The organism is Ruegeria faecimaris (assembly GCF_900182615.1).
In the GTDB taxonomy this organism is placed as follows: domain Bacteria; phylum Pseudomonadota; class Alphaproteobacteria; order Rhodobacterales; family Rhodobacteraceae; genus Ruegeria; species Ruegeria faecimaris.
Window position 1 is genome coordinate 111,233 of record NZ_FXTE01000005.1, and the last position, 25,362, is coordinate 136,594.

Consider the following 25,362-nt stretch of genomic DNA (forward strand, 5'->3'; position numbering starts at 1 on the left):
AAAAAGAAAAGGGCAGGTCCGAAGACCTGCCCTTAAACCTTGCGGCTCAGATCAACTTAGAAGTTGAACTGTGCACCAAAGTCGGCACGTGTGGTCGAGTCGTCGCAGACGTCACAGTCGCTGACACCTACACCACCGCGCAGCGATACACCGCCACCCAGGTCGTAGATGGCGCCGATGCCGTACTGCTGCGTGTCCGCATCAGCGTTACCGTCACCGTAGGCGAAGGTCAGAGTGGTCGCGGCGCCAACATTGTAGGCACCCGATACACCCCAAGCAGTGCCGTCGGTCAGGTCGTTTTCGGTTTTATCGTCAGCAACAAACAGCGTACCCGAGAAGTCGCCGAATTCTGCACCCAGGGTGAAGACCAGCAGGCTTGGGTCGTCGCCAGCATCGCCCGCGTCAGTTTGACCATAGGCCAGCGCTGCAGTGATGTTGTTGAAGGTGTAAGTCGCGCTTACGTCCCAACGGTCAGCGCTCGTGGTGTTGCCACCGCCCTGGAAGATGGTCGCTTGATCGTACGACGCACCAAAGGCGAAGTCACCAACTGCGTACTGGAAGAACACAGCGTTCGAACCCGAACCGGTCGACGAGTAACCCAGGAAGCCATAGTCAACGGCAGAATACTGACCGATGAAGTTTTCCAGGCCAGGCTCGTTACCGTAGTAGTTTGCCAAGTTGTCGAAAGCACCAGCAACGTTGCCGGCGTCAACACGCAGACCACCGTAGATGACCGAGAAGCGCGCGCCGTTCAGGCCAGCCGAGTTGGCTTCGCCGGTGGACGAGTCTTCGTCAGCCTGCAGACGTACACGAGCCGAGAACTCAACGCCGCCATCGGTTTCGGCTGTGCCGTCGATGTTCAGGCGGAAGCGCGAGACCAGGATTGTGTCGTCAGTGTCGTTCGCGAACGCGTTCGCGTTCACGTTCACGTTCTGAACAGTCGCACTACTTGCTGTGGTTGTCGTGGTTGTTGTAGTGGTCGTGGTCGTGGTGGCCGCTGTGCGGTCCTCCTGATAACCAATACCAAAACGGCCGTAGCCGCTGAACTTAACTTCGGCCGCTGCAACACTTGCGGTTGCAATCAGTGCGGTCGATGCGAAGAGAACTTTTTTCATCTTGTTTCCCTCGGTTTCAAAAGTTTTTTAACTCGACACGTGCTTAGGCACATGTCTCAGCACGGGAACCGTTTCGCCCTTTTTGCCCCTGTCACGCAAGCTTGGCATAAAAACTGACGCGCATTGGCCTAGAATTGGTGCAAGGATGCCACAGTCTGATTTACCCACTGAATCAACCCCGAAGCCTGCTCTGGATGTGACAAGATTAAGCTTGTTGACGAACCAGACCTTGTCTAGGAGTAACGTGAATAACCTAAAACCAACGAAACGGAACCTGTCCAACATGCGCCTGCAGACAATTTTCGGTTTGATCATAGTGACAGCCGCGGTGTCGGCTTGCGGACAGAATCGCAACGCAGAACCCAGTGCAACGCCACTCAATGTGGATGGCGGTCGCTCGGACGAGCGTGAGCTGAACGATCCGAATCGCTCAACGATCTGGGATGTATTCAACACCGCAGACGCCGAGCAGGTTACCAATGTGAACCGCTATCTGTGGGCTGCCTCGCTGGATGTCCTTAACTTTCTGCCTGTGCAGGAAGTCGATCCCTTTACCGGTGTAATCGTAACAGGTTACGGCACGCCTCCGGGTGGTGGACGGCAATACAGGGCCACAGTTCACATCAGCGATCCCGCCCTGGCGGCACGATCCTTGTCGGTTGCGCTGCAGACCAGCGGGGGTGCCCCGGTCAGCGCGGCAACCACACGCGCAATCGAAGATGCAATCCTGTCCCGCGCCCGTCAGCTGCGCATTGCGGACAACAAGCTCTAGCAACCCGCTTCAAATCGCAATATTACCACGCCGGGTTCATGCCCGGCGTTTTCATTACGAAGGACCGCACGATGTCGCGCTATTCGGCCACCGAAATCGAAGCAAAATGGCAAGAGGCCTGGGACAAGGCTGGAATCTTCACCGCCAACCACAAGGCGGACAAGCCGAAATATTATGTGCTTGAAATGTTCCCCTACCCGTCTGGCCGGATCCATATGGGACATGTGCGCAACTATACGATGGGCGACGTAATCGCGCGCCACAAGCTTGCGACCGGCCATAACGTGCTGCACCCGATGGGATGGGACGCGTTCGGGATGCCTGCAGAAAACGCTGCGATGGCTATTGGCGGTCACCCGAAAGACTGGACCTATGGCAACATCGCAGACATGCGCAGCCAGATGAAGCCTCTGGGCCTGTCCATCGACTGGTCCCGCGAATTCGCCACCTGTGACCCAGAATATTACGGCCAGCAACAGGCACTGTTTCTGGATATGCTGCAGGCCGGTCTGGTTTACCGCAAGAACGCGGTGGTGAACTGGGACCCGGTCGATATGACCGTACTGGCCAATGAACAAGTCGAAGGCGGGCGCGGCTGGCGTTCGGGCGCATTGGTTGAACGGCGCGAGCTGACGCAATGGTTCTTCAAGATCAGCGATTACTCTGAGGAATTGCTGGATGCGCTGAACACGCTGGAGAACTGGCCGGCAAAAGTGCGCCTGATGCAGGAAAACTGGATCGGCAAGTCGCGTGGATTGCAGTTTGGCTTTGAACGCGTCGATAGTGGTGAGCCAATCACCGTCTATACAACGCGCCCCGATACGCTGATGGGGGCGTCTTTCGTCGGCATCTCGCCGGACCATCCGATTGCCAAGCAACTTGAGGCCGAAAACCCCGAAGTGGCTGAGTTCGTTGCCGAATGCCGCAAGGGCGGCACCACAGAAGAGGCCATAGAGACCGCCGAAAAGCTGGGCTATGACACTGGTATCAAGGTCAAACACCCGCTGGATCCGAATTGGGAGCTGCCGGTCTGGATCGCCAATTTCATCCTGATGGATTACGGCACCGGCGCCATCTTTGCCTGCCCGGCCCACGACCAGCGCGACCTGGATTTCTGCCGTAAGTACGGTTTGCCCGTCGTCGACACGTTCTTTGCGCTTGATAATGACACGCCGGTCGACAAAACCGCATTCGTTCCGCCGAAAACCGAAAAAGTCCGCTGGGTAAACCATTTTGCCGGGCTGACCGACGCCACGGGTGATGACGCAATCAACACCACCGTCGATTTCGCCGAAAAAGCGGGTTGGGGCGAAGGCGTTACCAAATACCGTCTGCGCGATTGGGGTCTGTCGCGTCAGCGCTATTGGGGGTGCCCGATTCCCGTGGTGCATTGCGAATCCTGCGGCGTGGTGCCCGAAAAGAACGAAAACTTGCCGATCCGCCTGCCCGACGATGTCACTTTTGACAAACCGGGCAATCCTCTGGACCGCCACCCGACCTGGCGCGACTGCGCCTGCCCGTCTTGCGGTGCGCCATCCAAGCGAGAAACCGACACGATGGATACGTTCGTCGATTCGTCGTGGTATTTCGCCCGCTTTACGGCTCCGCACGCGGAAACGCCGACCGATCTGGCCGAGGCTGAATACTGGATGAATGTCGATCAGTATATCGGCGGCATCGAACACGCTATCCTGCACTTGCTCTATTCCCGCTTCTTTGCGCGGGCGATGCAGATCACTGGCCATTTGCCGAAAAAGGCCATCGAGCCCTTTGATGCCTTATTTACCCAAGGCATGGTCACGCACGAGATTTATCAAACCCGCGACGCCAATGGCCGTCCGGTCTATCACCTGCCCGAGGATGTGACCGACGGCAAACTCGCCGACGGCACGGAGGTCGAAATCATCCCCTCGGCCAAGATGTCGAAATCCAAGAAAAACGTGGTCGACCCGGTCAGCATTATCTCGGCCTTCGGCGCGGATACCGCGCGCTGGTTCGTGTTATCCGATTCACCGCCCGAGCGGGATGTGGAGTGGACAGCATCAGGCGCAGAGGCTGCATTCAAGCACCTGAACCGTGTCTGGAACCTCTGCGACAAGATCGGCGCGATGGACCCCGAGGCAAAAGGCGACGGGGATCAAGACCTGCTGCGCGAGATGCACAAAGCCATCCATGACGTGACGCTTGGTGTTGAAAGCTTCGGCTTTAATGCCGCCATTGCAAAGCTCTATGCGTTTACCAATACGCTGGCAAAATCCAAAGCGGGTGCAGCGGCCCAAAAGCAGGCGATAAAGACGCTGGCACAGTTGATGTCGCCGATGACACCACATCTGGCTGAAGATATCTGGGCGCATCAGGGCGGCGAAGGTTTGATCGCAACAGCCGCCTGGCCCGTCGCGGACGAAGCTATGCTGGTCGATGACACTGTAACCCTGCCGATCCAGATCAACGGCAAACGCCGCGCGGAAATCAGCGTTCCAAAAGATATGGACAAGGCAGAGGTTGAAAAAATCGCGCTCAGCACCGAAGCTGTGCAAAAGGCACTGGACGGTGCCGCGCCGAAGAAAGTGATCGTTGTTCCAGGTCGGATCGTGAATGTCGTTGTTTAATCGCAGAAGCCTTTTGTTGATGCCGCTGGCTGCTTGCTTGCTGGCGGCCGCATGCGGGTTCCAACCCGTTTACGCGCCGGGCGGAACAGGTGAAGCATTGCATGGTAAAGTTGCTGTTACTGAGCCAAATTCCGTGGAAAGCTATTTGCTTGTCCAGAATTTGGAACAGCGGCTGGGCCGGGATGCGAGCGCACAAAAGCTGTATGATCTGGATGTTAAGGTTGCTACGGCCACGCAATCTGCAGCGATCACGACTACCAACGAGACGAACCGGTATACAATCGAAGGGCGCGCGGAATTTTCCCTCAGGTCCGCTGAAACCGGGCGGATTCTGGTATCAGGAAATGTCCATGATTTCGTGGGCTATTCCGCTGCAGGCTCAACCGTCTCGACGCTTGCGGACGAACGTGACGCGACCGAGCGGCTGATGATCATCCTGTCCGATCAAATCGTGAACCGCCTTTATGCAGCACCGGGCCTGACCCAATGAAGCTCAGCCCGCGCGAGGCTGAGGGGTATTTCGCCAGACCGGACGCGGGCAAGGCAGGGTTGTTGATTTACGGATCCGATGCGATGCGTGTGGCCTTGAAACGGCAACAGGTCTTGTCAGCCCTTCTGGGAGAAGGCGCCGAAGAGGAAATGCGCCTGACCCGAATGCCAGGTGGTGATCTGCGCGGGGAACCGGCTCTGTTGCTGGACGCGGTCAAGGCTGTCGGGTTCTTCCCCGGCCCACGTGCAGTTTTCGTCGAAGATGCAACTGATGTCGCCGCCCCTGCCATCATTACCGCATTCGAGGATTGGGCAACGGGCGACGCTCAGATCATCGTGACTGCTGGGCAGCTCAAACCCAGTTCAAAGATCCGTAAGGCATTCGAGTCGCATCCCGCAGCCTATGCCGTTGGGATCTATGACGATCCGCCCTCTAGGGCCGAGGTTGAACGGGTTCTGGCACAGGCCGGAGTCAATAACATTCCACCGGATGCAATGTCGGCCATCACCGAACTTGCCACGGCCATCAGCCCCGGGGACTTTACGCAAACCATTGAAAAATTGTCTCTTTACAAGCGCGGAGACGATACTGAATTGGCTCTCGAAGATATCGAGGCCTGTGCACCCAGCTCGACCGAGGCCGCTCTGGACGATGTCCTGAACGTGGTCGCCGAAGGCAGAGCCGGAGAGATTAGCCCGCTGATACGACGGCTGCAATCGCAAGGTACAAATGCGGTCAGCCTGTGTATCGGAGCAACCCGGCACTTTCGAACGCTTTACGCCTGTGCCGCCGATCCCGGTGGTGCGGCACAGGGCGTCGGCAAGTTGCGCCCACCCGTCTATGGAAAGCGGCGTGATCGTATTCTGCGGCAAGCACAGGGATGGGGGGCACCCAAACTGCAGACCGCTTTGACCGTTCTGACTGATACGGATCTGTCATTGCGGTCAGCTGGGCAAACGGCCCCAGCCATGGCTTTGGTCGAACGTGCCATGATCCGTCTGGCGATGCTGGCAAAGTCGCGTTAAGCGGTCCGCGCCAGCCAGTTTGCAGCTGATCTCCCGGCCCATCGCCCTGTCGCCAGACAGGCAGTTAGCAGATACCCACCAGTCGGAGCTTCCCAATCCAGCATCTCGCCGGCACAAAACATTCCGGGCCTGGATTTCAGCATCAACCCTTCGTCCAAAGCGCCTTGCCGAACACCTCCAACGGTTGAGATTGCCTCATCCATTGGCCGCAACCCCGCGTGGCTGAGGGGCAGAGATTTCAACGTTTCGACACTCAGACCGCTTCCCCTGTTCATCTCGTGATACAGAGCGATCTTTTGCGGAGACAGATGCAGAGATTTCTTCATCCATTGCGACTGCGTCGTCTTGGATTTCTTGGCTGCAATTTTCTGCTGCAAGGTAGTTACATCCAGATCGGGAACCAGATCAACACTCAATGGCGCACCTTCTCGCAAAGCGGGCGTCAGGGAATAGAGCCCTCCGCCTTCAAGGCCTTTGGATGAAATCGTCGCCTCGCCGCGACTGATCACACCCCCGGCAGTCCACCCAACGGATTTGATCGCAGCGCCGAAATGCGGCTGCATATGTGCGCTCCAATCCACTGACAGGGCCGAGTTCGCCGGGGCAAATGGCGACAGGTCGACACCCGCCTCTTGCAGCAGCCGGGCCCAGGCGCCATCCGATCCCAATCGCGCCCAGCTTGCGCCGCCCATGGCCAGAATCGTCGTGTCAGCCTCAATCTGCCGGTGACCTTTCGGAGTATCGAATTCCAGAGCATCGCCGTTCCATCCGGTCCACCGCCATCGGGTTTTGATATGCACACCAGCCGCATCAAGACGCCCCAGCCAAGCCCGCAACAGTGGTGAGGCCTTCATCGCCTTTGGAAACACCCGCCCGGTTGAGCCTGTAAACACCTCTTGCCCCAGATCGCGCGCCCAGTCCTGAACGGCGGTGGCATCAAACTCCGCCAGCATGGGGCGCAGCCACTCAGCACCGGGGCCATAAGACAACAGGAATGTTTCCAGCGATTCATCCTTGGTCAGGTTCAGGCCGGACTTGCCCGCCATCAAAAGCTTTCGGGCGACCGAGGGTTTGGCCTCGGCCACCAGCACATCATGACCTGCGGCGACCAGTTCACCCGCCGCCATCAGGCCCGCTGGCCCGCCTCCGATCACGACGGCTTGTGCCATTGCTGTCCTCTTGCCTTTCGCGCCCTACGGCGCGACGTTACGCTGATATGACCGACCGCGACCCGATCTGCCCCCTCTGCGACCGGCCGATCCCCGATGGGAACGGCAGCTAGCACCATCTGATCCCAAAACTGAAAGGGGGCAAGGGCGGCCCCACGGTTTTTCTGCATGTGATCTGCCACAAAGAGATCCACGCCACCCTGACCGAAGCGGAACTGGCGCGGGATTTCAACACGGTCGAAGCCTTGCGCGCCCACCCTCGTCTTGAGAGATTCCTGGACTGGATTCGCAAACGGCCCCCTGATTTTCGATCGAAAGTGCCGCGAAAACGACGTGGCCAGTGATCAGCCCGGCAGGACCGGGTCGCCAAATGCATCATGGCCGGGCTGGGCCAGGCCCTGCATCTCAAGCCCCCGAAAATCGGGGGCCCGAGCAAACGTAGCACCTGCGCTGTGCTGAAACTCGAGCGTGGTATAGGGGCGTTTCCAAAGCCATTCGCGGTTCTCAACAGACCACAGGTCGGCATTAGGGGGAACCTCGTCGGTGAAAGCATAAAAGTGCAGATCGAACCCATATTGTGCCACATCCTGCACAGATAGCAGCTGCATCCCCTGTGCACGACAAAAGGCATCCTCGACCGCGATATTCCCGGTGCGCAGGGTGATTTGTCCAATACGCGCATCCGCGAAAGGGGCCTTGGGATCGGCGATACCGTCCGGGCGATTGCCACGGAAATCGTGTTGCAGCAGTTCGATCACGAAACCCTCGGGATCAGTCAGGTGGCACATATAGCCGATATCCAGAAACTGGTCCGGCTCTGAAACCTCGATGCCTTTTTCGCGCAAATAAGCGGCAGCCAGATCAACATCCGGCAGGGTGATGCCGATCTTCCAATATCTCTGGCCCCGATCATGTGTGTACCCGCCGCCGCCCGGCATCAAAAGCAGATCGGCATCCTGCCCGGCATATCCCAATCGCAGGCTTGCGCCCTGCCGGCGTGCAGTCATACCCATTGCATCCCCGTAAAACTCGGCAAGACGATCCGTGTCAGCCACGCGCAGACGCAGGGCAGACAACCTCATGAACATAACCGCGCAATACCGGTCGCAATTTCAGGATTGGCGGCGACACTGTCAGCCACCAGATCAAGGGAGGTCTGCATCAGGTCTTCAGGTGCAACCACGCGATCGACCAGCCCAAAGGCATAAGCCTCATCCGCAGTGATCTTTTGCCCGGCCATCAAGATCATCTTTGTCCGAGCCGGACCGATCAGGGCCGCCATGCGTGCGGGATCAGAGGGTTGTGGCAGAAAACCCAGCTTCATCACCGGATAAAAGAACTTGGCTTCCGGTACGGCGATGCGGATATCGCAGGCCAGAACCATGCCATTGGCTCCACCAGCCAGCGTTCCGTTCAGTGCGGCAACCGTCAGGCAGGGTAACGCGGCGATAGCAGCCGACAACCGCTCCCACAGATCCGAGGTCGCCAGGCCGGCACGCGCCTCTTCCAGATCGGCGCCGGCGCTGAACACTTTGCCAGCCCCGGTCAGGATCAGCGCACTTGCGTCGGTCGCGGCCTCGGCAATCTCGCACAGCTCGGTCAGCATCGCACCGGTCAGCGCATTTGCCTTGTCGGGGTTGTTGAGCGTGACTGTCCACAGCCCGTCTGCTTTGTTCAATTCAATCACGTCAATCCAACCCTTTGCCGAATATCCTCACGCCGCAGCGAAATTTCGGTGCCTAGAAACTCATCCGCGTCTGACGAACACATCCACAACAGCGCCCGCGCCGGCCAATCGGCGGGGATATGATCGGTCCAATCCAACTGGCTGACGGCGTTGATCCCGCTGGCCTTGATGACCCGCTGCATATCGGTTGCAACCGTGCCGGGCGACAGGCCCATGGCGCGGATCCCATTTGAGGATTCCTCAAGATGCAGACATTCCGTCAGCATCTTGGCCCCTGCCTTCGAGGCGCAATAATGGCTCCAGGCCTCGACTGGGTTCGACGCCGCACCGGAAGAGACCGTCAGGACAGTGCCGCCGCCCGCGGCACGCATGACCGGCAGCGCGGCGCGCATTCCATGAAATACGCCTTTGAGGTTGATGTCGATCGCTTTACCCCAAGACGCGACATCGGCGCTGGATAAATGGAAAATCGGGTCAATGACACCAGCATTGCCTATCAGAACATCCAGCCCGCCAAACTTGTTTACGCACTCTGCCACGGCCAGCTCGACCTGGGCGAAGTCACTGACGTCGCAGGCCAGTGCAATAGCGTTTTCACCAAGCGACGACGCCAGTACCTGAATTTGATCCCGATTACGCGCCACTAGCACGACATTAGCCCCTGCTGCGGCAAATACGCGCCCTGCCTCGGCCCCGATGCCGCGACTGGCCCCAGTGATCAGTACGGTTTTCCCCTGCATAAGGTTCCAGTACCTCCATTGTCCTGAGAATTAATGAACCTCTATCCTGCGAACGGGGAATGGGTCCAGCCCTTCCCCCTTGACGCCCGCCGCCACCGGCATCACCATGCGCGCAAATTTGATCAAGAAGGGTTCTATGATGTCCGTTTTTCTCCGCCGCACCTGCGGCGCAGTTCTGGCCTACACTGTCATTTCGCAGGGGGCGCTTGCCGACGTTACCCCACAGGAAGTCTGGGATGACTGGCAGTCCTATCTGGCGCAGATGGGCTATACTGTTTCAGGTGACCAGACAGATACCGGCAATGGTATCACCATCGAAAACCTGACGATGTCGATGGACCTCCCGGAAGAAGAGGGATCGTTCAGCATGGCCATGCCTGAAATGACCCTCACCGACAATGGCGACGGTAGCGTCAATATTGGTGTCCCGGAAAGTTTCCCCATGACCGTCACCGGCAATGTCGATGGTCAGGACGAGTCATTTTCAGTCGATATCGAATACGTCCACAGCGGGCTTGTTATGACCGTCTCTGGCGATCCGGATGATGTGACTTACGATTACTCTGCAGACAGCCTTGGAATCAAACTGGGTAACATCGAAGTCGACGGTGAAACGTTGCCGCCCGAAGTGGTTGGTGGCTACCTTGAAATGGCGGATGTGAGCGGCACCTCGCAAATGAAGATCGGCGAAAACCGCGATATCGACCAAAGCTTTACCGCATCAGAGATGACCTACAGCTTGGCATTTCAGGATCCCGAAAGCGAAGACGCCGGGAAATTCGACGGCACGCTTGGCGATCTGGCCTTCGACGGCACCAGCATCATCCCTTCGGATTTCGATATCTCTGACCCGCAGGCATTCTATGACGCTGGTTTTGCCTTCTCGGGTCTCTTTACTTACGGATCGGGCCAGTCTTCGATGGCGGGCAGCAGCGAAGGCGAAGACTTTTCGATGGCCAGCGAATCCGAAGGCGGACGGCTTTCCGGCAGCATCGACGCGAACCGAATTGCTTATGACGTCGAACAAAACAGCGCCAAAATTGCTGTAACCACTGCGGAACTGCCCTTTCCAATCGAAATTGCCATGGAAAGTGGCGGTTTCAAGTTCGAATTCCCGGTACAGGAATCCGAAGAGATTCAACCCTTTGGGCTGGCGATAAACTTGACGGACTTCACTATGTCAGACGTTCTGTGGAGCATTTTTGACCCCGCAGCCGCCCTGCCACGCGATCCGGCCACGATTGCGCTGGATCTTTCCGGTACGGCCAAAGTGCTGACCAACTTCTTTGACCCCGAGGCCGTAGAGGCGCTTGAGTTTGCGGACGAAGCGCCGGGTGAATTGCACTCTCTGACGATCAACGAGTTGCTGGTCTCTATGGTCGGTGCGGAACTGTCCGGCGATGGCGACTTGACCTTCGACAATTCCAACACTGAGGAACTGGGCGGTCTGCCGACCCCCGCTGGCGTTGCGAACCTGCAACTGGTTGGTGCGAATGCCCTGATCGACACTCTGATCGGTATGGGTCTGATTGCCGAGCAAGACGCAATGGGCGCGCGAATGATGATGGGTCTCATGGCAGTGCCAGGGGAAGAGCCCGACACGCTGAATTCGACAATCGAGTTCAAGGAAGATGGTCAAATTCTGGCCAATGGACAGCGCATCAAATAAAAGAAACAGGGAAGGCGGCCCGGCTGCCTTCCCTTTTACGACGAGCGCCGGCGAACACGCCGGAACAGCACCGACCCACCGCTGCTGACACGTTGATCGTAGGCAAACCCAAGTGCCGAAAGATGATCGAAACAAGCCTTGATCCCATGCAATCCGATCTTACGGGTGTGGACCTCAAGATAGACTTTCTGGACATTCACAAGATCGACCCCGTCGAACAGAAACTTCTCGCCCCCTTCGATATCGACGATCAGCACGTTGGCTTCAAAGTCCCGCAGAATTTCTGACAGAGGACGTTCCGGCACGCTGACCTCACTGACATAGTCCGGATCAGGGTCCAGAGATGAGGACCAGAACGGTTCACGTATGTAAAATCGGGCGGTTCCGGGAACCCGTGTATCGCCGAGAGCAACCGCGTTCACCACCTCGACATTCGCAATGTCATTTGCCTTGTGGACACGGCCGATGAATTCACACAGCGTTGGGTTCGCCTCGATGCACATTGCGTGGCGTACACCAAGTTGCGTCACCAGATAGGATGAGATGAAGCCGATCCCAGCGCCCAGCTCTACCACGCGATCCTTCGGGTCGATGAATTTCGGCAGACCGGTCACTTCGTCTTTTTCGTAACGCTCGGCCAGGATTGAACGCTTGACCTTAGGCGTAATGATCTGCGGATCATCGGGGATCGTAACCCCGCGCAGCGATAGATTGTTCTGCATGTTGTGGCCTGCCCGTTCTTCCTGCCCAGTCGTCTCATTCTCATCCACTTGGATCAACTACTAACCTACGGCTAAGGACAAAACAGCGGAATTATTGCAGCCACATGCGAAATTCGCCTTTCTTGCCTTTCTGCAAACCCCCGAAAATGACCGCAGGTCTTGCGGGACGGACGGGCGGACGATAGGTCCAAAGAAACAAGACCGGAGGCCACATGATGCGCACACCCGAAGAGATCAGCCAACACCTGCTGGATGCGGCACGTAAGGCCGGGGCCGAGGCCGCGGATGCCATTGTGCTGGACGAGTCTTCGGTCTCGGTCGAGGTACGCTCCGGTGCGCTTGAGGCCGCCGAACGGTCCGAGGGTACCGATCTGGGGCTGCGGGTGTTTCTGGGCCAAAGACAGGCCATCGTCTCTAGTTCCGACAGCCGGTCCGAAACTCTGACAGCCATGGCCGAACGCGCCGTCGCCATGGCCCGCGAAGCCCCCGAAGACCCGTTTACCGGCCTGGCGAATGAGGCTCAGTTGATCCGGGATTGGGACATTCAGGCATTGGAACTGTGCGATCCCGCGCCGGAGCCCACAGCTGAAGATCTTCTGAATGATGCGCTGGCGGCGGAATCCGCGGCGCTTACGGTCGACGGTGTCACACAAGTGTCGGATGCCGCAGCCGCCTATGGCACCCACCGCGTGCATCTGGCCGCCACCAACGGCTTTTCCGGCGGGTATGAGCGCAGCAGCCGGTCGACCTCCTGCGTAGCGATCTCGGGCCAAGGTACCGGAATGGAGCGCGATTATGACGGCGACAGCCGCACATTCCAAAGCGATTTGCGCAACCCGGACCAGATTGGTCGGACCGCAGGCGAACGTGCTGTTGCGCAGGTTGGCGCGCGCAAGCCTGCAACAGGCGTCTATCCGGTTCTGTTCGATGAACGGATTTCATCTTCGTTGATCGGGCATCTTCTGGGCGCCAGCAACGGTATCTCCATCGCGCGCGGCTCGTCCTGGTTGTCGGATTGTCTTGGACAACAGGTTCTGCCGGAACATCTTTCGCTGATCGAAGACCCACATCGCCGGCGCATGTCCGGGTCGCGCCCCTTTGATGCCGAAGGCCTGCCCACACAACGCCGGGCGATCATCGAAAACGGTGTATTGACGGGCTGGACATTGGACCTGTCCAGCGCACGCAAGCTCAAGATGGCCTCGACAGGAAATGCTACGCGGGGCGTGTCTGGGCCTCCGTCCCCAAGCAACTGGAACCTCAGCTTGACTCAGGGCGAGCGCAGCCGTGCAGAGCTGCTGCGCGATATGGGTACTGGATTGTTGGTCACGTCGATGATCGGATCGACCATCAACCCCAATACCGGGGATTATTCCCGTGGTGCCTCGGGGTTTTGGATCGAGAATGGCGAGATTACCCACCCGGTCAACGAATGCACCATCGCCGGGAACCTGCGCGATATGCTGCTGCGGATCATTCCGGCCAATGACGCCCGCCCCTATTTGTCGCGCGTGGTTCCATCGCTGCTGATCGAGGGAATGACACTTGCCGGCAACTGACCTGCCCCTGCTGATTGAAGCCGCGCGCGAGTCCGGAAAGATCGCAACCCGGTATTCCGGGTCAAAAGCACAACGCTGGGACAAGCCCGATGGCGCAGGCCCGGTGACCGAGGCTGATCTGGCCGTGAACGCGATGCTCGAACAGCGTTTGCCCTCTGCCCGACCGGGTTACGGATGGCTCAGCGAAGAGACCGAAGACACCCAGCACCGCCTGTCCCGGGACCGGGTTTTTATCATTGACCCGATCGACGGCACCCGTAGCTTCACCGAAGGTTCCTCGACCTGGGCGCATTCTCTGGCTGTGGCGGAACACGGTCAGGTGACGGCGGCGGTCATTTACCTGCCCTTGCGTGACCTGTTGTATGCGGCGGCCAAGGGCCAAGGGGCCACACTAAACGGCGCGCCGATTGTCGTATCGGACACCCAAGACATCACGACGGCCGAGATCCTGGCCGCGAAACCCAATCTTGACAGCCGGCACTGGTGTCAGGGCCGGGTTCCTCAATTCCGTCGAAACTATCGCCCGTCGCTTGCCTATCGGTTGGCATTGGTCGGGCAGGGTCGCTTTGACGGAATGTTGACACTGCGCCCCAGCTGGGAATGGGACATCGCGGCAGGGGATTTGATCGTCCAAGAGGCAGGTGGCATATGTACGGACCGGCTTGGCGCCCCACTGCGCCTTAACAACCCACATCCGCGCCTGAATGGTGTCATCGCGGCAAACCCGCCATTGCACCGGCAACTGGCGGATCAGATTGACCCAGACAGTGCGGGCATTGCGCCATGAGCAAACCGCGATCCCTTAGTCTGGCGGCCTATCGCGTGCTTTCGTGGGGCGTACCCGGCAACGGGGACCAACCCTATGTGCCCCGGCCATCAGGAGATCTGATCTGGATTCACATTGCCAATCCGGGTCGCCTTCGCGCGATGATGGATTTCTGCCACAGGCTGCTGCAGTCGCGCCCGGGCCTGTCGGTTGTCCTGTCGGCCCCACCCGAAGCGGACCTGAGTCAGTGGGACTGCTCGAAATATATACATGTGAACCTACCTTCGGAACAAACCGGCGCCGCGCGGGTGTTTCTGGACCATTGGCGTCCGAATATTGGCATTTGGGTTGGCGGCGGGCTGATGCCCAATGTGATTACCCGTGCCCACGAGCGCGAAGTGCCGTTGATCCTGATCGAAGCTGAAATCGACCTGAACACCGCGCGTGGGACCCGGTGGCTGCCCGATATCAGCCGGTACACTCTCGATTGCTTTCAACGAATTCTGGCTACCAGCAACGAAACGGCCCGGCAGATCCGCAAACTGGGAATCGCCTTCACCAAGGTCAGCGAGGCGCCTCCTCTGCTGATAAGTCCGAACCCTTCTCCGTGGCCCGAAGACGAACTGATCGAAACCAATCACGCCTTTTCAAGCAGACCCATCTGGCTTGCGGCCTGGGTGAAGGATAAAGAGTTCATCTCGGTCCTCAGCGCCCACCGTCAGGCCATGCGGATGCTGCCCCGGTTGACCCTAATCCTGCATGTCGCCGACATACAGGAAGCCGCCCCACTGCACAGGCGGCTCGAAGCCATGGACTTGCGCTGCATCAACTGGGACGATGGCGGCATGATTGAAGATACCACACAGGTCGTCTTGTCCTCGGACCCAGAGGATTTGGGCTTGTGGTACCGTGTTTCGGCAGTGTCCTTTATCGGCAACTCGCTCGAACGGGGCGACGGGGGACAGGATCCGTTTGGTGCGACCGCCCTGGGATCGGCTGTCATACATGGCCCACATGTTGACCAGCATCAGACAGCCTACGATCAGCTGGACCAGGCAGGCGCCGCTTTGACGGTCAGAACCGCAACCGAACTTGGGGATGCCGTGGTAGAGTTACTTGCGCCTGACCGCGCGGCGGATATGGCTTTGGCAGGCTGGCAGATCGTGACCGACGGCGCGCCGCAATCAGATCAGCTGATCGAACTGGTACAGGACTATCTGGACGAACGGAGCACCGACGATGCGGGCACCTGACTTTTGGAACACCGCTCCGGATCAGTTGGACCTCAGGGCCCGGCTGCTGTCCCCGTTGGGACGGGTTTATGCGGCGGCGACAGCCCGCAGGCTGGCCTCGGAAACAGGTTTCAACGCAGGCGTCCCCGTTATCTGCATTGGAAACCTGAATGCAGGCGGGACCGGCAAAACACCAACCGTGATCTGGATGATCGAACAGCTGCGGGACGCGTGGCATCAGACCCATGTTGTCACCCGAGGCCACGGCGGCGCACTGACAGGACCTGTGCGCGTCGATCCTGGCAAACATACGGCGGCAGAAGTCGGGGATGAACCGCTGCTGCTGGCCGCATTTGCGGATGTCTGGGTGGCCAAGGACCGCGCCGAGGGCGCAAAAGCCGCAGCCCAGGCCGGGGCAACCGTAATCCTGTTGGATGACGGGTTTCAGAACCCCTCGGTCGCTAAGGATTTCTCGGTCATCGTGGTGGATGCCGAGCGGGGGTTCGGCAACGGATTGTGCCTGCCTGCGGGTCCACTGCGGGAACCGGTCGATGTGGGGCAGCAACGGGCCGATCTGGTGCTGTCGCTGGGCGGCACAGACGCGCAGACACAGTTCGCCGCCCGCTGGGGGGGAAATCTGACGGTTCCACATGCGACCGGTGCGGTCGAACCGCTGCAGACAGGAATGGATTGGACGGACACGCCGGTTCTCGCCTTTGCCGGTATCGGCCATCCGGAGAAGTTCTTTGCCACCCTGCGCCAACAGGGCGCCACCCTGCTGCGGGCCGAGGCGCTGGACGATCACCAGCCCCTGACACCGGCCCTGATGACACGGCTAGAGAATGAAGCGCACCTGCTCGGCGCTCAGATGGTCACGACGGAAAAAGATGCGGTCCGCCTGCCAGCCGCCTTTCGCAGCAAAGTCATCACCCTGCCCGTCCGGCTGAACATGGACGAGGGCGACCGGGTCAAACAGTTGCTACTGCAGGTCGCGCCTTCGCCCTGAAGGCGACCGGCCCTGACAGGCCGGTCGTGTTTGGATTTAGCTGCCCAGTTCGGCGTCGATCAGCTTTTTGAATTCTTCGTAAGACTGATTGTCGACCTTCTTGCCGTTCACAATAAAGGATGGGGTTGCTCTGATGTCGTCGCGCTCGGCGTTTTCCTGATACCAGACCACCAGCGTCTGCGCACGCGTTCCGTCCTGCAGGCAGGCATCAAGCTGGTCGTTGCTGATTCCGGCCAAACGTCCGATCTTGCGCAGCTCGTCCACGATTTCCGCAGGTCCTCCGGCGCGAGTCCATTTGGACTGATCCTTGTAGATCAAGTCGGAGATGCCGAAGAACTTCTCGGGGCCGCCACAGCGCGCAACCATCGAGGCCCAAAGACCATATTTGTCAAAATACACCTCACGGTAGGTGAATTTGACCTTGCCAGTGTCGATATAGTTCTTCTTCAGCTCTTTATACGTCCCCTGATGGAAGGTCGCGCAATGGGGGCAGGTGTAGGACGCATATTCGACGATCTCGACCGGCGCATCCGCCGAGCCCTGAACCATTTCGATGATGGTCGAGGTATCCAGATCGGTCTGTTGTGCCTCGGCGCTGCCAACCAGCGGGTTGGACGGAGTAGAATTCGACTGCGTCAGCCAATAGCCGCCTGCGGCTATGGCGATGGCGGCGCAGATTCCGGTTGCAATACGGCTCATGAATCAGCCCTTTCTCAGCATTTTTGCTTGGATAAAACGTTACGGCCCAGACGTTCAAGGGCTGCGCGCAGATCGCCATCATGGACACCCTGCGCGGCCCGGTCTGCCTCGGCTATGATTTCTGGTTTGATTGTGGGTTTCGCCTGTTTCGGCTTGTGGTCGAAACTGGCCTGCCCCTCGGCAAATCCTGTCGGAGCTGTCTGGGTGATGCGCACCCGGCTGATGGCATTATAGCCATAAACCGCATTCACCTTGCCGCGCAGCTGTTCCTTTTGCATCTCAAGCATCGGCGCCTGCGGACCGGTGGTCAGCACCGTCAGCGTGGCCCCCATACCGCCCTTGCCATAGCCCACTTTCACCGGCCGCGCGATCGAGGCCACATCCTGCCCCACGATCTCGGCCCAATGGGTCAATAGACGAGAGACGGCGAATCCCCGGCTTTCCCCGGCGCGCCTGATCTGGCCGTTCAGCAATGTCGCAGTACGTTTAAAGCCGCGTGTCGAAGAACGTCTGGGCTGCATCTGGTTTCCAACTCCTGTCTCTCTATTGTAAAGGGCAGAACACCGGGCGCCAGCGAAACCCGACAAGGAGATATGTAAAACTTGCGTGACACCCACGAAATTGACTTCAACGATGAATTGCTGGCCTGGTACGACCGCAATGCCCGTGAAATGCCTTGGCGCATCGGTCCTGCCGATAGGTCTTCCGGAATGCGTCCTGACCCCTATCGGGTTTGGCTGTCCGAAGTCATGCTACAGCAGACAACTGTGGCAGCGGTGCGCGACTATTTCCTGCGGTTCACATCTCGGTGGCCGACAGTTGAATCACTGGCCGCAGCGCCTGACGAGCAGGTCATGGGGGAATGGGCCGGTCTGGGATATTATGCCCGCGCCCGCAATCTGCTGAAATGCGCGCGCGTTGTGGTTGAAAGCCATGATGGCTGTTTTCCCGACTCACACGATGAGCTGCTGAACCTGCCGGGCATAGGCCCGTATACAGCCGCCGCGATTGCAGCCATTGCCTTTGATCGTCCGGAAACCGTGTTGGACGGCAATGTCGAACGTGTCGTGGCCCGCCTATACGACATTCACGATCCGCTGCCGGGGTCAAAACCACAACTCAAGCAACGGGCAGCTGCATTGACCCCAGCGGTGCGTCCGGGCGACTATGCACAGGCCGTGATGGATCTGGGTGCGACTGTCTGCACCCCAAGATCCCCGGCATGCGGGATATGTCCAATGCGCACGCGTTGCCGCTCCCAAGCTGCGGGTACCCAGGCCGATCTGCCCCGCAAAACACCGAAAAAGCCAAAACCCACACGTTATGGCCATGTCTACATCACCCAGACAGCGGACGGGGCGATGTTGCTTGAACGCCGCCCAGACAAAGGGCTTTTGGGCGGTATGCTGGGATGGCCGGGATCCGAATGGTCCGATGCGCCGTCTGACACCGCGCCGTTTGCATCGGACTGGCGCGTTCTACCGGGCGAAGTGCGCCACACGTTCACGCATTTCCACCTGATCCTGCAGGTTTGGGCAACCTCTTTACCGCCCGGTGCGGCACCGGAGGACATGATCTTGCTTGATAAACATGCCTTTCGGCCCAGCGATCTGCCGACGGTCATGCGCAAGGCATTTGACCTCTGGCGCAACCAGTAACACATTATGCTGAAACACGACCTACGGATAGTCTGTCCCGCGTCGACCGGAGCCTTTGATGATCGCATCTGAAACATTGACTCGCTGGCAATCCACCCTTCCATTCTGGGTCTCGTTTTTGCTGATTCCATTGATTTGGGCCACGGCCTTTGTGGGTGGCTGGTGGGTCTTGCTGGTGCCGCTTTCAACATGGTGGATATTTGCCGCGCTGGATCAGCTCACCGGGCTCGACCTCGAAAATGCGGACCCAGATACGCCGGACAGCATGTTGCGCTGGTATATCCTGCTGACCAAAGCCTGGATTCCGGTACAGTTCCTGACCCTTTACGGGCTGCTTTGGTATGTGACGCACAGCTCTCACCTGTCTTCACCAGAAAAGATCGGCCTGTTCTTTGGCATGGGTGTGGTCTCGGGGACGATTGGGATCAACTACAGCCACGAACTGATGCACCAGAAGGGCCGACTGGAGCGCGGGCTTGGCGACATCCTGCTGGCCATGGTCTTGTACTCGCACTTCCGGTCCGAACATTTGCTGGTTCACCACCGCTATGTCGGAACCCCGCGCGATCCGGTAACAGCACGATACAACGAAGGCTTTCATCGCTTCTATCCGCGTGTTCTGTGGCAATGCCTAGCCTCCGCCTTTCATGCCGAGCGCGAGAAACTGGCGCGCAAGAACCAACCCTGGACGGACCGCGCAAACCCGTTCTGGCGGTATTGGATATTACAGTGTGGTATGCTGACCCTGGCAGGTTTGATTGGAGGATGGTCCGGCCTTGTCCTGTTCCTGATTCAAGCCGGCGTCGCCATCTGGCAGCTTGAACTGGTGAACTATGTCGAACATTACGGGCTGACCCGAAAATATCTGGGCCAGGGGAAATACGAACACGTCCTGCCCTGTCATTCGTGGAACGCGTCGCAAAAAGCGTCGAACTGGCTGCTGATCAATCTACAGCGCCACTCGGACCATCACTACAAACCCAACCGTCGATTTCCACTGCTTCAACATCACGATCAGAACACCGCACCGCAACTGCCCTACGGATACCCAGTGATGACGATCGCCGCGATGATCCCACCGCTCTGGCGGCGTGTCATGAACCCCCGTGTGCGGGATTGGCGGCGCAGGTACTACCCCGAAGTCACAGACTGGCAACCCTACAACAAGTCACAAAACCCGATGCCAGGGTCCTGACCGCAGCGCGCCTCGGCGCGCTGCCCGGCCCAACGACTGGCCCTGCGTCTTTGATGCGTGATCCATCGACGAGAGAGCCTTGAGCTACATCACCCAGATATCCATCGGGTATTCAACACCGCGCACAGGGTGGCCCTTGTTTTCGGTAAATTCGGCTGTCAGTTCGGAGGCACTGCTCCCTTCCTGCTCAAGCTGCAGGCGCACCGCATCACTCAGCACGATCCGGACCTGCAGCTCGCGGGTCATTGCCTCAAGTTTCGCAGCGACATTTACCGCATCACCGATCACAGCAAATTCCAGACGGTTGGCACCAATATCCCCCAGAACAACCGAGCCATAATGGACACCGATGCCAACATGAATCTCGGGCTCTCCGGCACGTCTACGTTCTATGTTCCACCGGTCCATCACAGTGACCATACCGCGCGCGCAAGACACTGCGTTGGTCGCATCCAACGGCGTCGTCACCGGAGTTCCGAAAGTCGCCATCAAACCATCGCCCAGATACTTGTCCAGCGTCCCGTGATGGCGGAACACTTCGGCCTCCATCCGGGCATGAAAACCACGCAACACCTCGATCACGTCATAAGGATCACGACCAGCCGCGAATTTGGTGAACCCGACAATATCGATGAAGAGCACTGCGACATTCTCTTTTCGCACCTGTTTGAGCGGATCATCATTTTGGCTCAGTTCCTCCACCACATTTGGTGAGAAATATCGCGACAGGTTCGCTCGTTCCCGTTCCAACCCAGCATTGGTCATCAGCAGATGATTGAGCCGCCGCATCGACACGCCCAGCGTCACCGCCACCATCAGGAACACAATCACTTGCTGTATTCGGTCGTGAACCTCAAAGCTGTTTGGATCCAACATCTCGGCTACATCCGGATACCCCTGCAAGGCCTCGGCCACTTTCTCACTTATGCCGGGAATCGGAAACGCAACCCACCAGGCGATCACCCATCCGGTAGTCCAGATTATTGCAGTCCATGTGCCTATGGCAATCACCGTGCGCCAGGAATAGGCCATGGTTCCTGCTGCAAGAATGACGAAGAAATACTGAAAGTTGTCAAACCGGAATTGCATTGCCAATGGGCGCACATCATCGCTGAACGGGTTGGGAATGATCATTCCCAAAGTCATAATCAAAAGGTCAACAAAGATTAGTAGCAACTCTGTCCGAGATTGCCCTACACGGCCTGCCCGTCGGATCATCCAACCATTTGCGCAAATCAGCAAAAGGATGAAATGATACCAAAGGACCTCCCAATGCGGGTTCAGGTATATCAGCAAAAGGCCAGTCAGACCCATTGCGATCCAGCGGGCCCGGACAGCAAGCTCCAGCCCCTCGCGCTTGTGCCGTTCCAGCGCAGCTTCGGTGTATTTATTCTCGATTTCTACTTCGTTCGGACGGGTGAAAAAGAACCGCCTAGCCCGAGGTTCGCTGGCTGCTGTGTCCGACATTGCGAAAGCTCCTACACTGCGCCGATTGCTTCAATAGGCTCATATCGGAACTCATCAGGGAAAGAAACAAAAGACCCCGCCGTTGATCGGCGGGGCAAGGCTTAGTGCCTTGTGTCAGGCCACAGGCACCGGCGGTATTGGTCTATCAGTTGTGCATCTCGGACCGGATCTGCTGACGCAAGACGTCGATCGGCACGGTTTTGCCGTCGCGCTTGAAGCACCAGTAGGTCCAGCCGTTGCAGGAGGGCGCATTCTCGAGATGGGCGCCAACCTGATGGATCGAACCCTTGATATTTTGCCCCACCAGTGTCCCATCGGCGCGGACCTTGGCCTTGTGACGCTGGTTCATGGAATAGAGTTCCTCGCCCGGGCGTAGCATGCCGCGTTCGACCAACTGGCCAAAGGGCACGCGTGGCTCGGCGCGTTTGCTGGCGCTGACCTCCAGCGCCTCGCGGTCGAATTTACGCACTTTCGCGATACGCTTTTCGGCCACTTTGCGATAACTTTCTTCGCGCTCAATCCCGATGAATTCGCGACCCAGCATCTTGGCCACGGCCCCTGTAGTCCCGGTGCCAAAGAACGGGTCCAGAATAACGTCACCCGGATTGGTTGATCCAACCAGCACGCGGTGCAGCAATGATTCCGGTTTCTGCGTCGGATGCGCCTTGTCGCCGTTTTCATCCTTGAGCCGTTCATGGCCAGTGCAGATCGGCAGCACCCAGTCGCTGCGCATCTGGACGCCTTCGTTCAACGCTTTCAGTGCCTCATAGTTGAAGGTGTATTTCGCCCCTTCACGCTTGGAGGCCCAGATCATTGTCTCATGCGCATTTGTGAACCGCTTGCCACGGAAATTCGGCATCGGGTTCGATTTACGCCAAACTACATCGTTGAGGATCCAATACCCAGCATCCTGCAACGCAGACCCAACACGGAAAATGTTGTGATACGATCCAATCACCCAGATCGCGCCATTGGGCTTCAGCAGGCGATGGGCCGCCTTCAGCCATTCCCGCGTGAACTGGTCGTAGACGCCAAAGCTGGAAAACTGGTCCCAGTGATCATCGACTGCATCCACTTGGCTGTTATCGGGGCGGTGCAGTTGCCCTTTCAACTGCAGATTATATGGGGGATCGGCAAAAATCAGGTCAACCGAAGCCTCGGGCAGACTGTTCATCACTTCGATGCAGTCCCCGGATAGAATCGTGTTTACAGGGAGCGCTGTCGCGCCCTTTTTGGTAGTCGTTGTCATATCGCTGCCTCAAGTTCCACGGCGCTTATGCGCTCATTTGGTTGAGACAAGGATGAGTCAAAGACGATTCGCCGTCAATTTCTTTTTTGAATCAGCAGCTTACGATTTACTCTTGATACAACATATTGTGGACGGGCTTGAACGAAACTCTATGGTGAGGGGTCACACCAAGATTTCGCAGCGCATCCTTGTGTTGTTTTGACGGATAACCAGCATTTGTCTCCCAGCCGTACCCCGGATGCTGTTGCGCCAAATCCACCATCAGTTGATCGCGCCAGTTTTTGGCAAGGATCGAGGCTGCGGCGATCGACACGGAATGGGCATCGCCTTTGACCACTGCCTGTGCCGGAATGGCCAGTCCGCGCGGAATCATATTTCCGTCGATCAACAGATAATCCGGGGGGGGATCCAGCGCCGCCACCGCGCGCTCCATCGCCAGATGCGAGGCACGCAAGATGTTGTGCTCATCAATCTCGGCCACCGAAGCCTCGGCCACCGCGAATTCGGCGCAGCCACGCAGGGCAGTATCCAATGCGGCCCGGCGCTTGGCCGACAATTTCTTTGAATCATTCAATCCTACGGGCATGTCCGCAGGATTCAGGATCACTGCAGCAGCCACAACAGGACCGGCCAGCGGCCCCCGCCCAACCTCATCGACGCCGGCAATCCGCAGATATCCCTGCGCAAGCGCGGCTTTTTCAATCTCATAATCCGGTGTGGTCATGTTTTGGGAAAATCCTGTTTTCCCCCATTGCGCAAGAAAAAAGAGAGGACAGCAATCGCTGCCCTCTCCGACGTGATGCTTCTAAGGCACCACTCCTGCTCGAACCATGTTACTTGTAAACGACGCGGTATCCCTGTTGGCGCAGGCAGGCGGGTTCATAGGCCCGCTTGACCTTATTGCCATTCCAGAAACCGACCTTGCACTTTTTGGGCAGGCTATTGGCGTATTTGTAGTGCTTATCCAGGCAGCGCGTCCCCAGAAGCGGGCGCTTTTTGCCATAGCCCTTGAAGGTTTCCAGGCACCTTTGCGGCAGACTATAGCGCGCAACGCGCTCGGGCAAGGGACGGATATGGTTCGGCCGATGCCTGGGGGTCCTCTGGATGTGCTGTTTGGGGGCCTGATACACGTGGTTGTAGTTGCGGGTAACCTTTTTGCTGTCGCCTTGCTTGTCAAAATGATGGATGGCAGCGCCAATCAAGGCAATCGCCGCCAGCCCGCCAAGAATATCTTCTGCATCAGCGGCACGGGCCTGGGATGCAGAAACGCCGGTAATTGCGACTGCAGAGGCAATGATCAGAGCGATGAATTTCTTATGCATGGTGCTGTCCTTTCGGGTACTCGGTGGACGTGATGACAGTCCGTAAATTCGATGACCCGACATTGGGGATGTCCCCTTCAGACAAGCAATAACGCCGTTTTGTTATCTGATATCAGACCGCGAAACCCCTTTGCGTTATTGAATATCAACCAAAGCCATGCGCAGGATGCGGCCTATGAAACAGATCCTCTCTTCTCTGGCCATCGGGGCCCTGATATCGCTTGGTTCCATGGCGTCAGCAGCGGACTGCTATGCCGATTACAAGGCCAAGCAGGACAATCCGTTGCGCCTGCATTATGGCGTCATGCAGGTTTCGTCCTGCGGCAAAGGAAAAGCCAAAAAAGAGGTCGCGCAACGGCTGCGCGGCTCGGGCTGGACCCTGCTGAACGTCATGTCCGTTTTTGGACCGGAAGGGTTGGATAAAAGGAAGGCCAATGCCGGAAAATTCTATCTCCGTTACTGAGGCACGGCGCTCGGGCGTCAGGTTGGTTGGCGCGGGCATCACGGTAATCGTTGTCATACTTGTGGCCTCTGCCGCCTTTCTGTTCTGGACATTGCCAGATGCAAACGCGTTCAATGCCCGCGTCGAACGTCTGTTCGTCGAGAGTGATCTGACCTCGCAGACCGAGATTCGCCTACTCGAGATTCTGGCCCAGTCCGGCACTGCCTTTGCCGATACATTGTCCAGTTACCGCATGGTTATCTTTGTTTTGCTGGTTTTCGCCACTGCAATGCTGATTGCTGCGCTGGTGTTTCTGGTCATGCTGGTGCTGTTGAACCGACGCATGGCACAGATTGAGCGCACTGGGATTCAGGTCACTTCACTTTTGATCAGCCGGGAAGAGAATACCGTCTATCTCAATAACATGGATTTCAAACTGACAGCGTCGGCGATGGAAACCCTGTCAGTTCTTGCCGAATCCAGGTTGGATGACGAGGTTCTATCCGGCATTCAGATCGAGGCGATGATTTCCGGCAAAAGCACAGCTGATTGTGACGAGGCTGCTGGCGCGACGCGGATCAAGCGCCTGCGCGATGCTTTGGGCAATCAGATGGTCAGCGAGTTGCTGGTCAAGAACATTGCTAAAAAAGGCTATATGTTGTCGATCGAAAAAGACGTCATTCAGATGATTTGATATTGGGAAAATCCTGCTCTGCCCCTTGGAAAACACGGATCAAACGCCCATCCTATAAAGACCCGTGCCGGGGAG

General features: G+C 57.9%; 26 protein-coding genes. 14 read left to right on the plus strand and 12 right to left on the minus strand.

From position 1 onward, the window contains the following. Positions 1-56 precede the first annotated feature (56 nt). Positions 57-1,115, minus strand: coding sequence for a porin (locus FN806_RS11235; protein WP_142637101.1), 1,059 nt, complete (start codon positions 1,113-1,115; stop codon positions 57-59). A 283-nt stretch (positions 1,116-1,398) separates the two neighbouring features. On the opposite strand from FN806_RS11235, the gene FN806_RS11240 reads away from it, so the two are divergent. The 4 genes from FN806_RS11240 to holA all read left to right on the plus strand — a co-directional run bounded on the left by FN806_RS11240 (position 1,399) and on the right by holA (position 6,011). Further along, a complete protein-coding gene (locus FN806_RS11240; protein WP_142637277.1) occupies positions 1,399-1,887 on the plus strand; it encodes a DUF3576 domain-containing protein in 489 nt (162 codons plus the stop codon). 71 nt (positions 1,888-1,958) lie between these two features. Beyond that, on the plus strand, positions 1,959-4,496 hold the full coding sequence (gene leuS / locus FN806_RS11245; RefSeq protein WP_142637103.1) for a leucine--tRNA ligase: 2,538 nt from the start codon (positions 1,959-1,961) through the stop codon (positions 4,494-4,496). Then, a complete protein-coding gene (lptE, locus tag FN806_RS11250; RefSeq protein WP_142637105.1) occupies positions 4,483-4,986 on the plus strand; it encodes an LPS assembly lipoprotein LptE in 504 nt (167 codons plus the stop codon). Before leuS ends, lptE begins: the two co-directional genes overlap by 14 nt. After that, positions 4,983-6,011 carry a DNA polymerase III subunit delta gene (gene holA / locus FN806_RS11255; protein WP_142637107.1) on the plus strand — a complete coding sequence of 343 codons (1,029 nt, stop codon included), beginning with the start codon at positions 4,983-4,985 and terminating at the stop codon, positions 6,009-6,011. The genes lptE and holA overlap by 4 nt, the downstream gene beginning before the upstream one ends. Here holA and FN806_RS11260 read toward each other — a convergent pair. Next, positions 6,008-7,180: a TIGR03862 family flavoprotein gene (locus FN806_RS11260; protein WP_142637109.1), complete on the minus strand. Its 1,173-nt coding sequence runs from the start codon at positions 7,178-7,180 to the stop codon at positions 6,008-6,010. The genes holA and FN806_RS11260 overlap by 4 nt on opposite strands. Positions 7,181-7,299: 119 nt before the next feature. Here FN806_RS11260 and FN806_RS20665 point away from each other — a divergent pair, with 119 nt between their 5' ends. Beyond that, positions 7,300-7,524: an HNH endonuclease gene (locus FN806_RS20665; RefSeq protein ID WP_246097236.1), complete on the plus strand. Its 225-nt coding sequence runs from the start codon at positions 7,300-7,302 to the stop codon at positions 7,522-7,524. On the opposite strand, the gene FN806_RS11270 is transcribed toward FN806_RS20665, so the two are convergent. Genes FN806_RS11270 through FN806_RS11280 form a run of 3 tightly spaced genes read right to left on the minus strand, consistent with a single transcriptional unit; the run spans position 7,525 to position 9,607 of the window. Beyond that, on the minus strand, positions 7,525-8,262 hold the full coding sequence (locus tag FN806_RS11270; RefSeq protein WP_142637111.1) for a VOC family protein: 738 nt from the start codon (positions 8,260-8,262) through the stop codon (positions 7,525-7,527). Continuing rightward, positions 8,259-8,867 carry an enoyl-CoA hydratase/isomerase family protein gene (locus FN806_RS11275; RefSeq protein WP_142637113.1) on the minus strand — a complete coding sequence of 203 codons (609 nt, stop codon included), beginning with the start codon at positions 8,865-8,867 and terminating at the stop codon, positions 8,259-8,261. Before FN806_RS11275 ends, FN806_RS11270 begins: the two co-directional genes overlap by 4 nt. After that, entirely contained in the window at positions 8,864-9,607 is a 744-nt protein-coding gene (locus FN806_RS11280) for an SDR family oxidoreductase (protein WP_142637115.1), read from the minus strand. The genes FN806_RS11275 and FN806_RS11280 overlap by 4 nt, the downstream gene beginning before the upstream one ends. Positions 9,608-9,746: 139 nt before the next feature. On the opposite strand from FN806_RS11280, the gene FN806_RS11285 reads away from it, so the two are divergent. Continuing rightward, positions 9,747-11,276 carry a DUF2125 domain-containing protein gene (locus FN806_RS11285; RefSeq protein WP_142637117.1) on the plus strand — a complete coding sequence of 510 codons (1,530 nt, stop codon included), beginning with the start codon at positions 9,747-9,749 and terminating at the stop codon, positions 11,274-11,276. Positions 11,277-11,311: 35 nt separating this feature from the next. Here FN806_RS11285 and FN806_RS11290 read toward each other — a convergent pair whose 3' ends face one another. Further along, the gene (locus FN806_RS11290) at positions 11,312-12,046 is read right to left on the minus strand and encodes an FkbM family methyltransferase (protein WP_142637119.1); all 735 of its coding nucleotides are present in this window, start codon (positions 12,044-12,046) and stop codon (positions 11,312-11,314) included. Between the two features lie 164 nt (positions 12,047-12,210). On the opposite strand from FN806_RS11290, the gene FN806_RS11295 reads away from it, so the two are divergent. Genes FN806_RS11295 through lpxK form a run of 4 tightly spaced genes read left to right on the plus strand, consistent with a single transcriptional unit; the run spans position 12,211 to position 16,561 of the window. Further along, positions 12,211-13,557: a TldD/PmbA family protein gene (locus tag FN806_RS11295; protein ID WP_142637121.1), complete on the plus strand. Its 1,347-nt coding sequence runs from the start codon at positions 12,211-12,213 to the stop codon at positions 13,555-13,557. Beyond that, the gene (locus FN806_RS11300; RefSeq protein WP_142637123.1) at positions 13,544-14,344 is read left to right on the plus strand and encodes an inositol monophosphatase family protein; all 801 of its coding nucleotides are present in this window, start codon (positions 13,544-13,546) and stop codon (positions 14,342-14,344) included. Before FN806_RS11295 ends, FN806_RS11300 begins: the two co-directional genes overlap by 14 nt. Then, on the plus strand, positions 14,341-15,576 hold the full coding sequence (locus FN806_RS11305) for a 3-deoxy-D-manno-octulosonic acid transferase (RefSeq protein ID WP_142637125.1): 1,236 nt from the start codon (positions 14,341-14,343) through the stop codon (positions 15,574-15,576). Before FN806_RS11300 ends, FN806_RS11305 begins: the two co-directional genes overlap by 4 nt. Further along, the gene (gene lpxK, locus FN806_RS11310; RefSeq protein ID WP_142637127.1) at positions 15,563-16,561 is read left to right on the plus strand and encodes a tetraacyldisaccharide 4'-kinase; all 999 of its coding nucleotides are present in this window, start codon (positions 15,563-15,565) and stop codon (positions 16,559-16,561) included. Before FN806_RS11305 ends, lpxK begins: the two co-directional genes overlap by 14 nt. Before the next feature lie 36 nt (positions 16,562-16,597). On the opposite strand, the gene FN806_RS11315 is transcribed toward lpxK, so the two are convergent. Then, positions 16,598-17,260 (minus strand): DsbA family protein, encoded by a 663-nt coding sequence (locus FN806_RS11315; protein ID WP_142637129.1) that lies wholly within the window; start codon positions 17,258-17,260, stop codon positions 16,598-16,600. A gap of 14 nt (positions 17,261-17,274) precedes the next feature. Further along, positions 17,275-17,781, minus strand: coding sequence for a DUF721 domain-containing protein (locus FN806_RS11320; protein ID WP_142637130.1), 507 nt, complete (start codon positions 17,779-17,781; stop codon positions 17,275-17,277). Between the two features lie 81 nt (positions 17,782-17,862). Here FN806_RS11320 and mutY point away from each other — a divergent pair, with 81 nt between their 5' ends. Together mutY and FN806_RS11330 are read left to right on the plus strand one after the other, a co-directional pair. After that, entirely contained in the window at positions 17,863-18,918 is a 1,056-nt protein-coding gene (gene mutY, locus FN806_RS11325) for an A/G-specific adenine glycosylase (RefSeq protein WP_142637132.1), read from the plus strand. Between the two features lie 58 nt (positions 18,919-18,976). Continuing rightward, a complete protein-coding gene (locus tag FN806_RS11330) occupies positions 18,977-20,113 on the plus strand; it encodes an alkane 1-monooxygenase (protein ID WP_142637135.1) in 1,137 nt (378 codons plus the stop codon). Between the two features lie 84 nt (positions 20,114-20,197). Here the strand turns inward: FN806_RS11330 and FN806_RS11335 are convergent, their stop codons facing one another. The 4 genes from FN806_RS11335 to FN806_RS11350 form a co-directional block, all read right to left on the minus strand. Then, positions 20,198-21,580 (minus strand): adenylate/guanylate cyclase domain-containing protein, encoded by a 1,383-nt coding sequence (locus FN806_RS11335; RefSeq protein ID WP_142637137.1) that lies wholly within the window; start codon positions 21,578-21,580, stop codon positions 20,198-20,200. 145 nt (positions 21,581-21,725) lie between these two features. Beyond that, a complete protein-coding gene (locus FN806_RS11340) occupies positions 21,726-22,829 on the minus strand; it encodes a site-specific DNA-methyltransferase (RefSeq protein WP_142637139.1) in 1,104 nt (367 codons plus the stop codon). Between the two features lie 106 nt (positions 22,830-22,935). Beyond that, positions 22,936-23,553 carry a ribonuclease HII gene (locus tag FN806_RS11345; RefSeq protein WP_142637141.1) on the minus strand — a complete coding sequence of 206 codons (618 nt, stop codon included), beginning with the start codon at positions 23,551-23,553 and terminating at the stop codon, positions 22,936-22,938. A 109-nt stretch (positions 23,554-23,662) separates the two neighbouring features. Further along, entirely contained in the window at positions 23,663-24,151 is a 489-nt protein-coding gene (locus tag FN806_RS11350; RefSeq protein ID WP_142637143.1) for a hypothetical protein, read from the minus strand. 175 nt (positions 24,152-24,326) lie between these two features. Between FN806_RS11350 and FN806_RS11355 the strand changes: the two genes are divergently transcribed. Together FN806_RS11355 and FN806_RS11360 are read left to right on the plus strand one after the other, a co-directional pair. Further along, the gene (locus FN806_RS11355) at positions 24,327-24,614 is read left to right on the plus strand and encodes a hypothetical protein (RefSeq protein WP_142637145.1); all 288 of its coding nucleotides are present in this window, start codon (positions 24,327-24,329) and stop codon (positions 24,612-24,614) included. Continuing rightward, complete coding sequence (locus FN806_RS11360; RefSeq protein ID WP_142637147.1) at positions 24,586-25,287, plus strand: winged helix-turn-helix domain-containing protein; 702 nt, start codon at positions 24,586-24,588, stop codon at positions 25,285-25,287. Before FN806_RS11355 ends, FN806_RS11360 begins: the two co-directional genes overlap by 29 nt. Positions 25,288-25,362: the final 75 nt, after the last annotated feature.

Bases quoted from the DNA above. Each gene is read 5' to 3' on its own strand.
- lptE (WP_142637105.1), top strand. From the start codon at position 4,483: ATGTCGTTGTTTAATCGCAGAAGCCTTTTGTTGATGCCGCTGGCTGCT.
- FN806_RS11235 (WP_142637101.1), bottom strand. From the start codon at position 1,115: ATGAAAAAAGTTCTCTTCGCATCGACCGCACTGATTGCAACCGCAAGT.
- FN806_RS11295 (WP_142637121.1), top strand. From the start codon at position 12,211: ATGATGCGCACACCCGAAGAGATCAGCCAACACCTGCTGGATGCGGCA.
- FN806_RS11350 (WP_142637143.1), bottom strand. From the start codon at position 24,151: ATGCATAAGAAATTCATCGCTCTGATCATTGCCTCTGCAGTCGCAATT.
- FN806_RS11285 (WP_142637117.1), top strand. From the start codon at position 9,747: ATGTCCGTTTTTCTCCGCCGCACCTGCGGCGCAGTTCTGGCCTACACT.
- FN806_RS11240 (WP_142637277.1), top strand. From the start codon at position 1,399: ATGCGCCTGCAGACAATTTTCGGTTTGATCATAGTGACAGCCGCGGTG.
- FN806_RS11320 (WP_142637130.1), bottom strand. From the start codon at position 17,781: ATGCAGCCCAGACGTTCTTCGACACGCGGCTTTAAACGTACTGCGACA.
- lpxK (WP_142637127.1), top strand. From the start codon at position 15,563: ATGCGGGCACCTGACTTTTGGAACACCGCTCCGGATCAGTTGGACCTC.
- FN806_RS11260 (WP_142637109.1), bottom strand. From the start codon at position 7,180: ATGGCACAAGCCGTCGTGATCGGAGGCGGGCCAGCGGGCCTGATGGCG.
- FN806_RS11270 (WP_142637111.1), bottom strand. From the start codon at position 8,262: ATGAGGTTGTCTGCCCTGCGTCTGCGCGTGGCTGACACGGATCGTCTT.
- FN806_RS11280 (WP_142637115.1), bottom strand. From the start codon at position 9,607: ATGCAGGGGAAAACCGTACTGATCACTGGGGCCAGTCGCGGCATCGGG.
- FN806_RS11335 (WP_142637137.1), bottom strand. From the start codon at position 21,580: ATGTCGGACACAGCAGCCAGCGAACCTCGGGCTAGGCGGTTCTTTTTC.
- FN806_RS11340 (WP_142637139.1), bottom strand. From the start codon at position 22,829: ATGACAACGACTACCAAAAAGGGCGCGACAGCGCTCCCTGTAAACACG.
- FN806_RS11330 (WP_142637135.1), top strand. From the start codon at position 18,977: ATGATCGCATCTGAAACATTGACTCGCTGGCAATCCACCCTTCCATTC.
- FN806_RS11355 (WP_142637145.1), top strand. From the start codon at position 24,327: ATGAAACAGATCCTCTCTTCTCTGGCCATCGGGGCCCTGATATCGCTT.
- holA (WP_142637107.1), top strand. From the start codon at position 4,983: ATGAAGCTCAGCCCGCGCGAGGCTGAGGGGTATTTCGCCAGACCGGAC.
- FN806_RS11305 (WP_142637125.1), top strand. From the start codon at position 14,341: ATGAGCAAACCGCGATCCCTTAGTCTGGCGGCCTATCGCGTGCTTTCG.
- FN806_RS11360 (WP_142637147.1), top strand. From the start codon at position 24,586: ATGCCGGAAAATTCTATCTCCGTTACTGAGGCACGGCGCTCGGGCGTC.
- leuS (WP_142637103.1), top strand. From the start codon at position 1,959: ATGTCGCGCTATTCGGCCACCGAAATCGAAGCAAAATGGCAAGAGGCC.
- FN806_RS11345 (WP_142637141.1), bottom strand. From the start codon at position 23,553: ATGACCACACCGGATTATGAGATTGAAAAAGCCGCGCTTGCGCAGGGA.
- FN806_RS11315 (WP_142637129.1), bottom strand. From the start codon at position 17,260: ATGAGCCGTATTGCAACCGGAATCTGCGCCGCCATCGCCATAGCCGCA.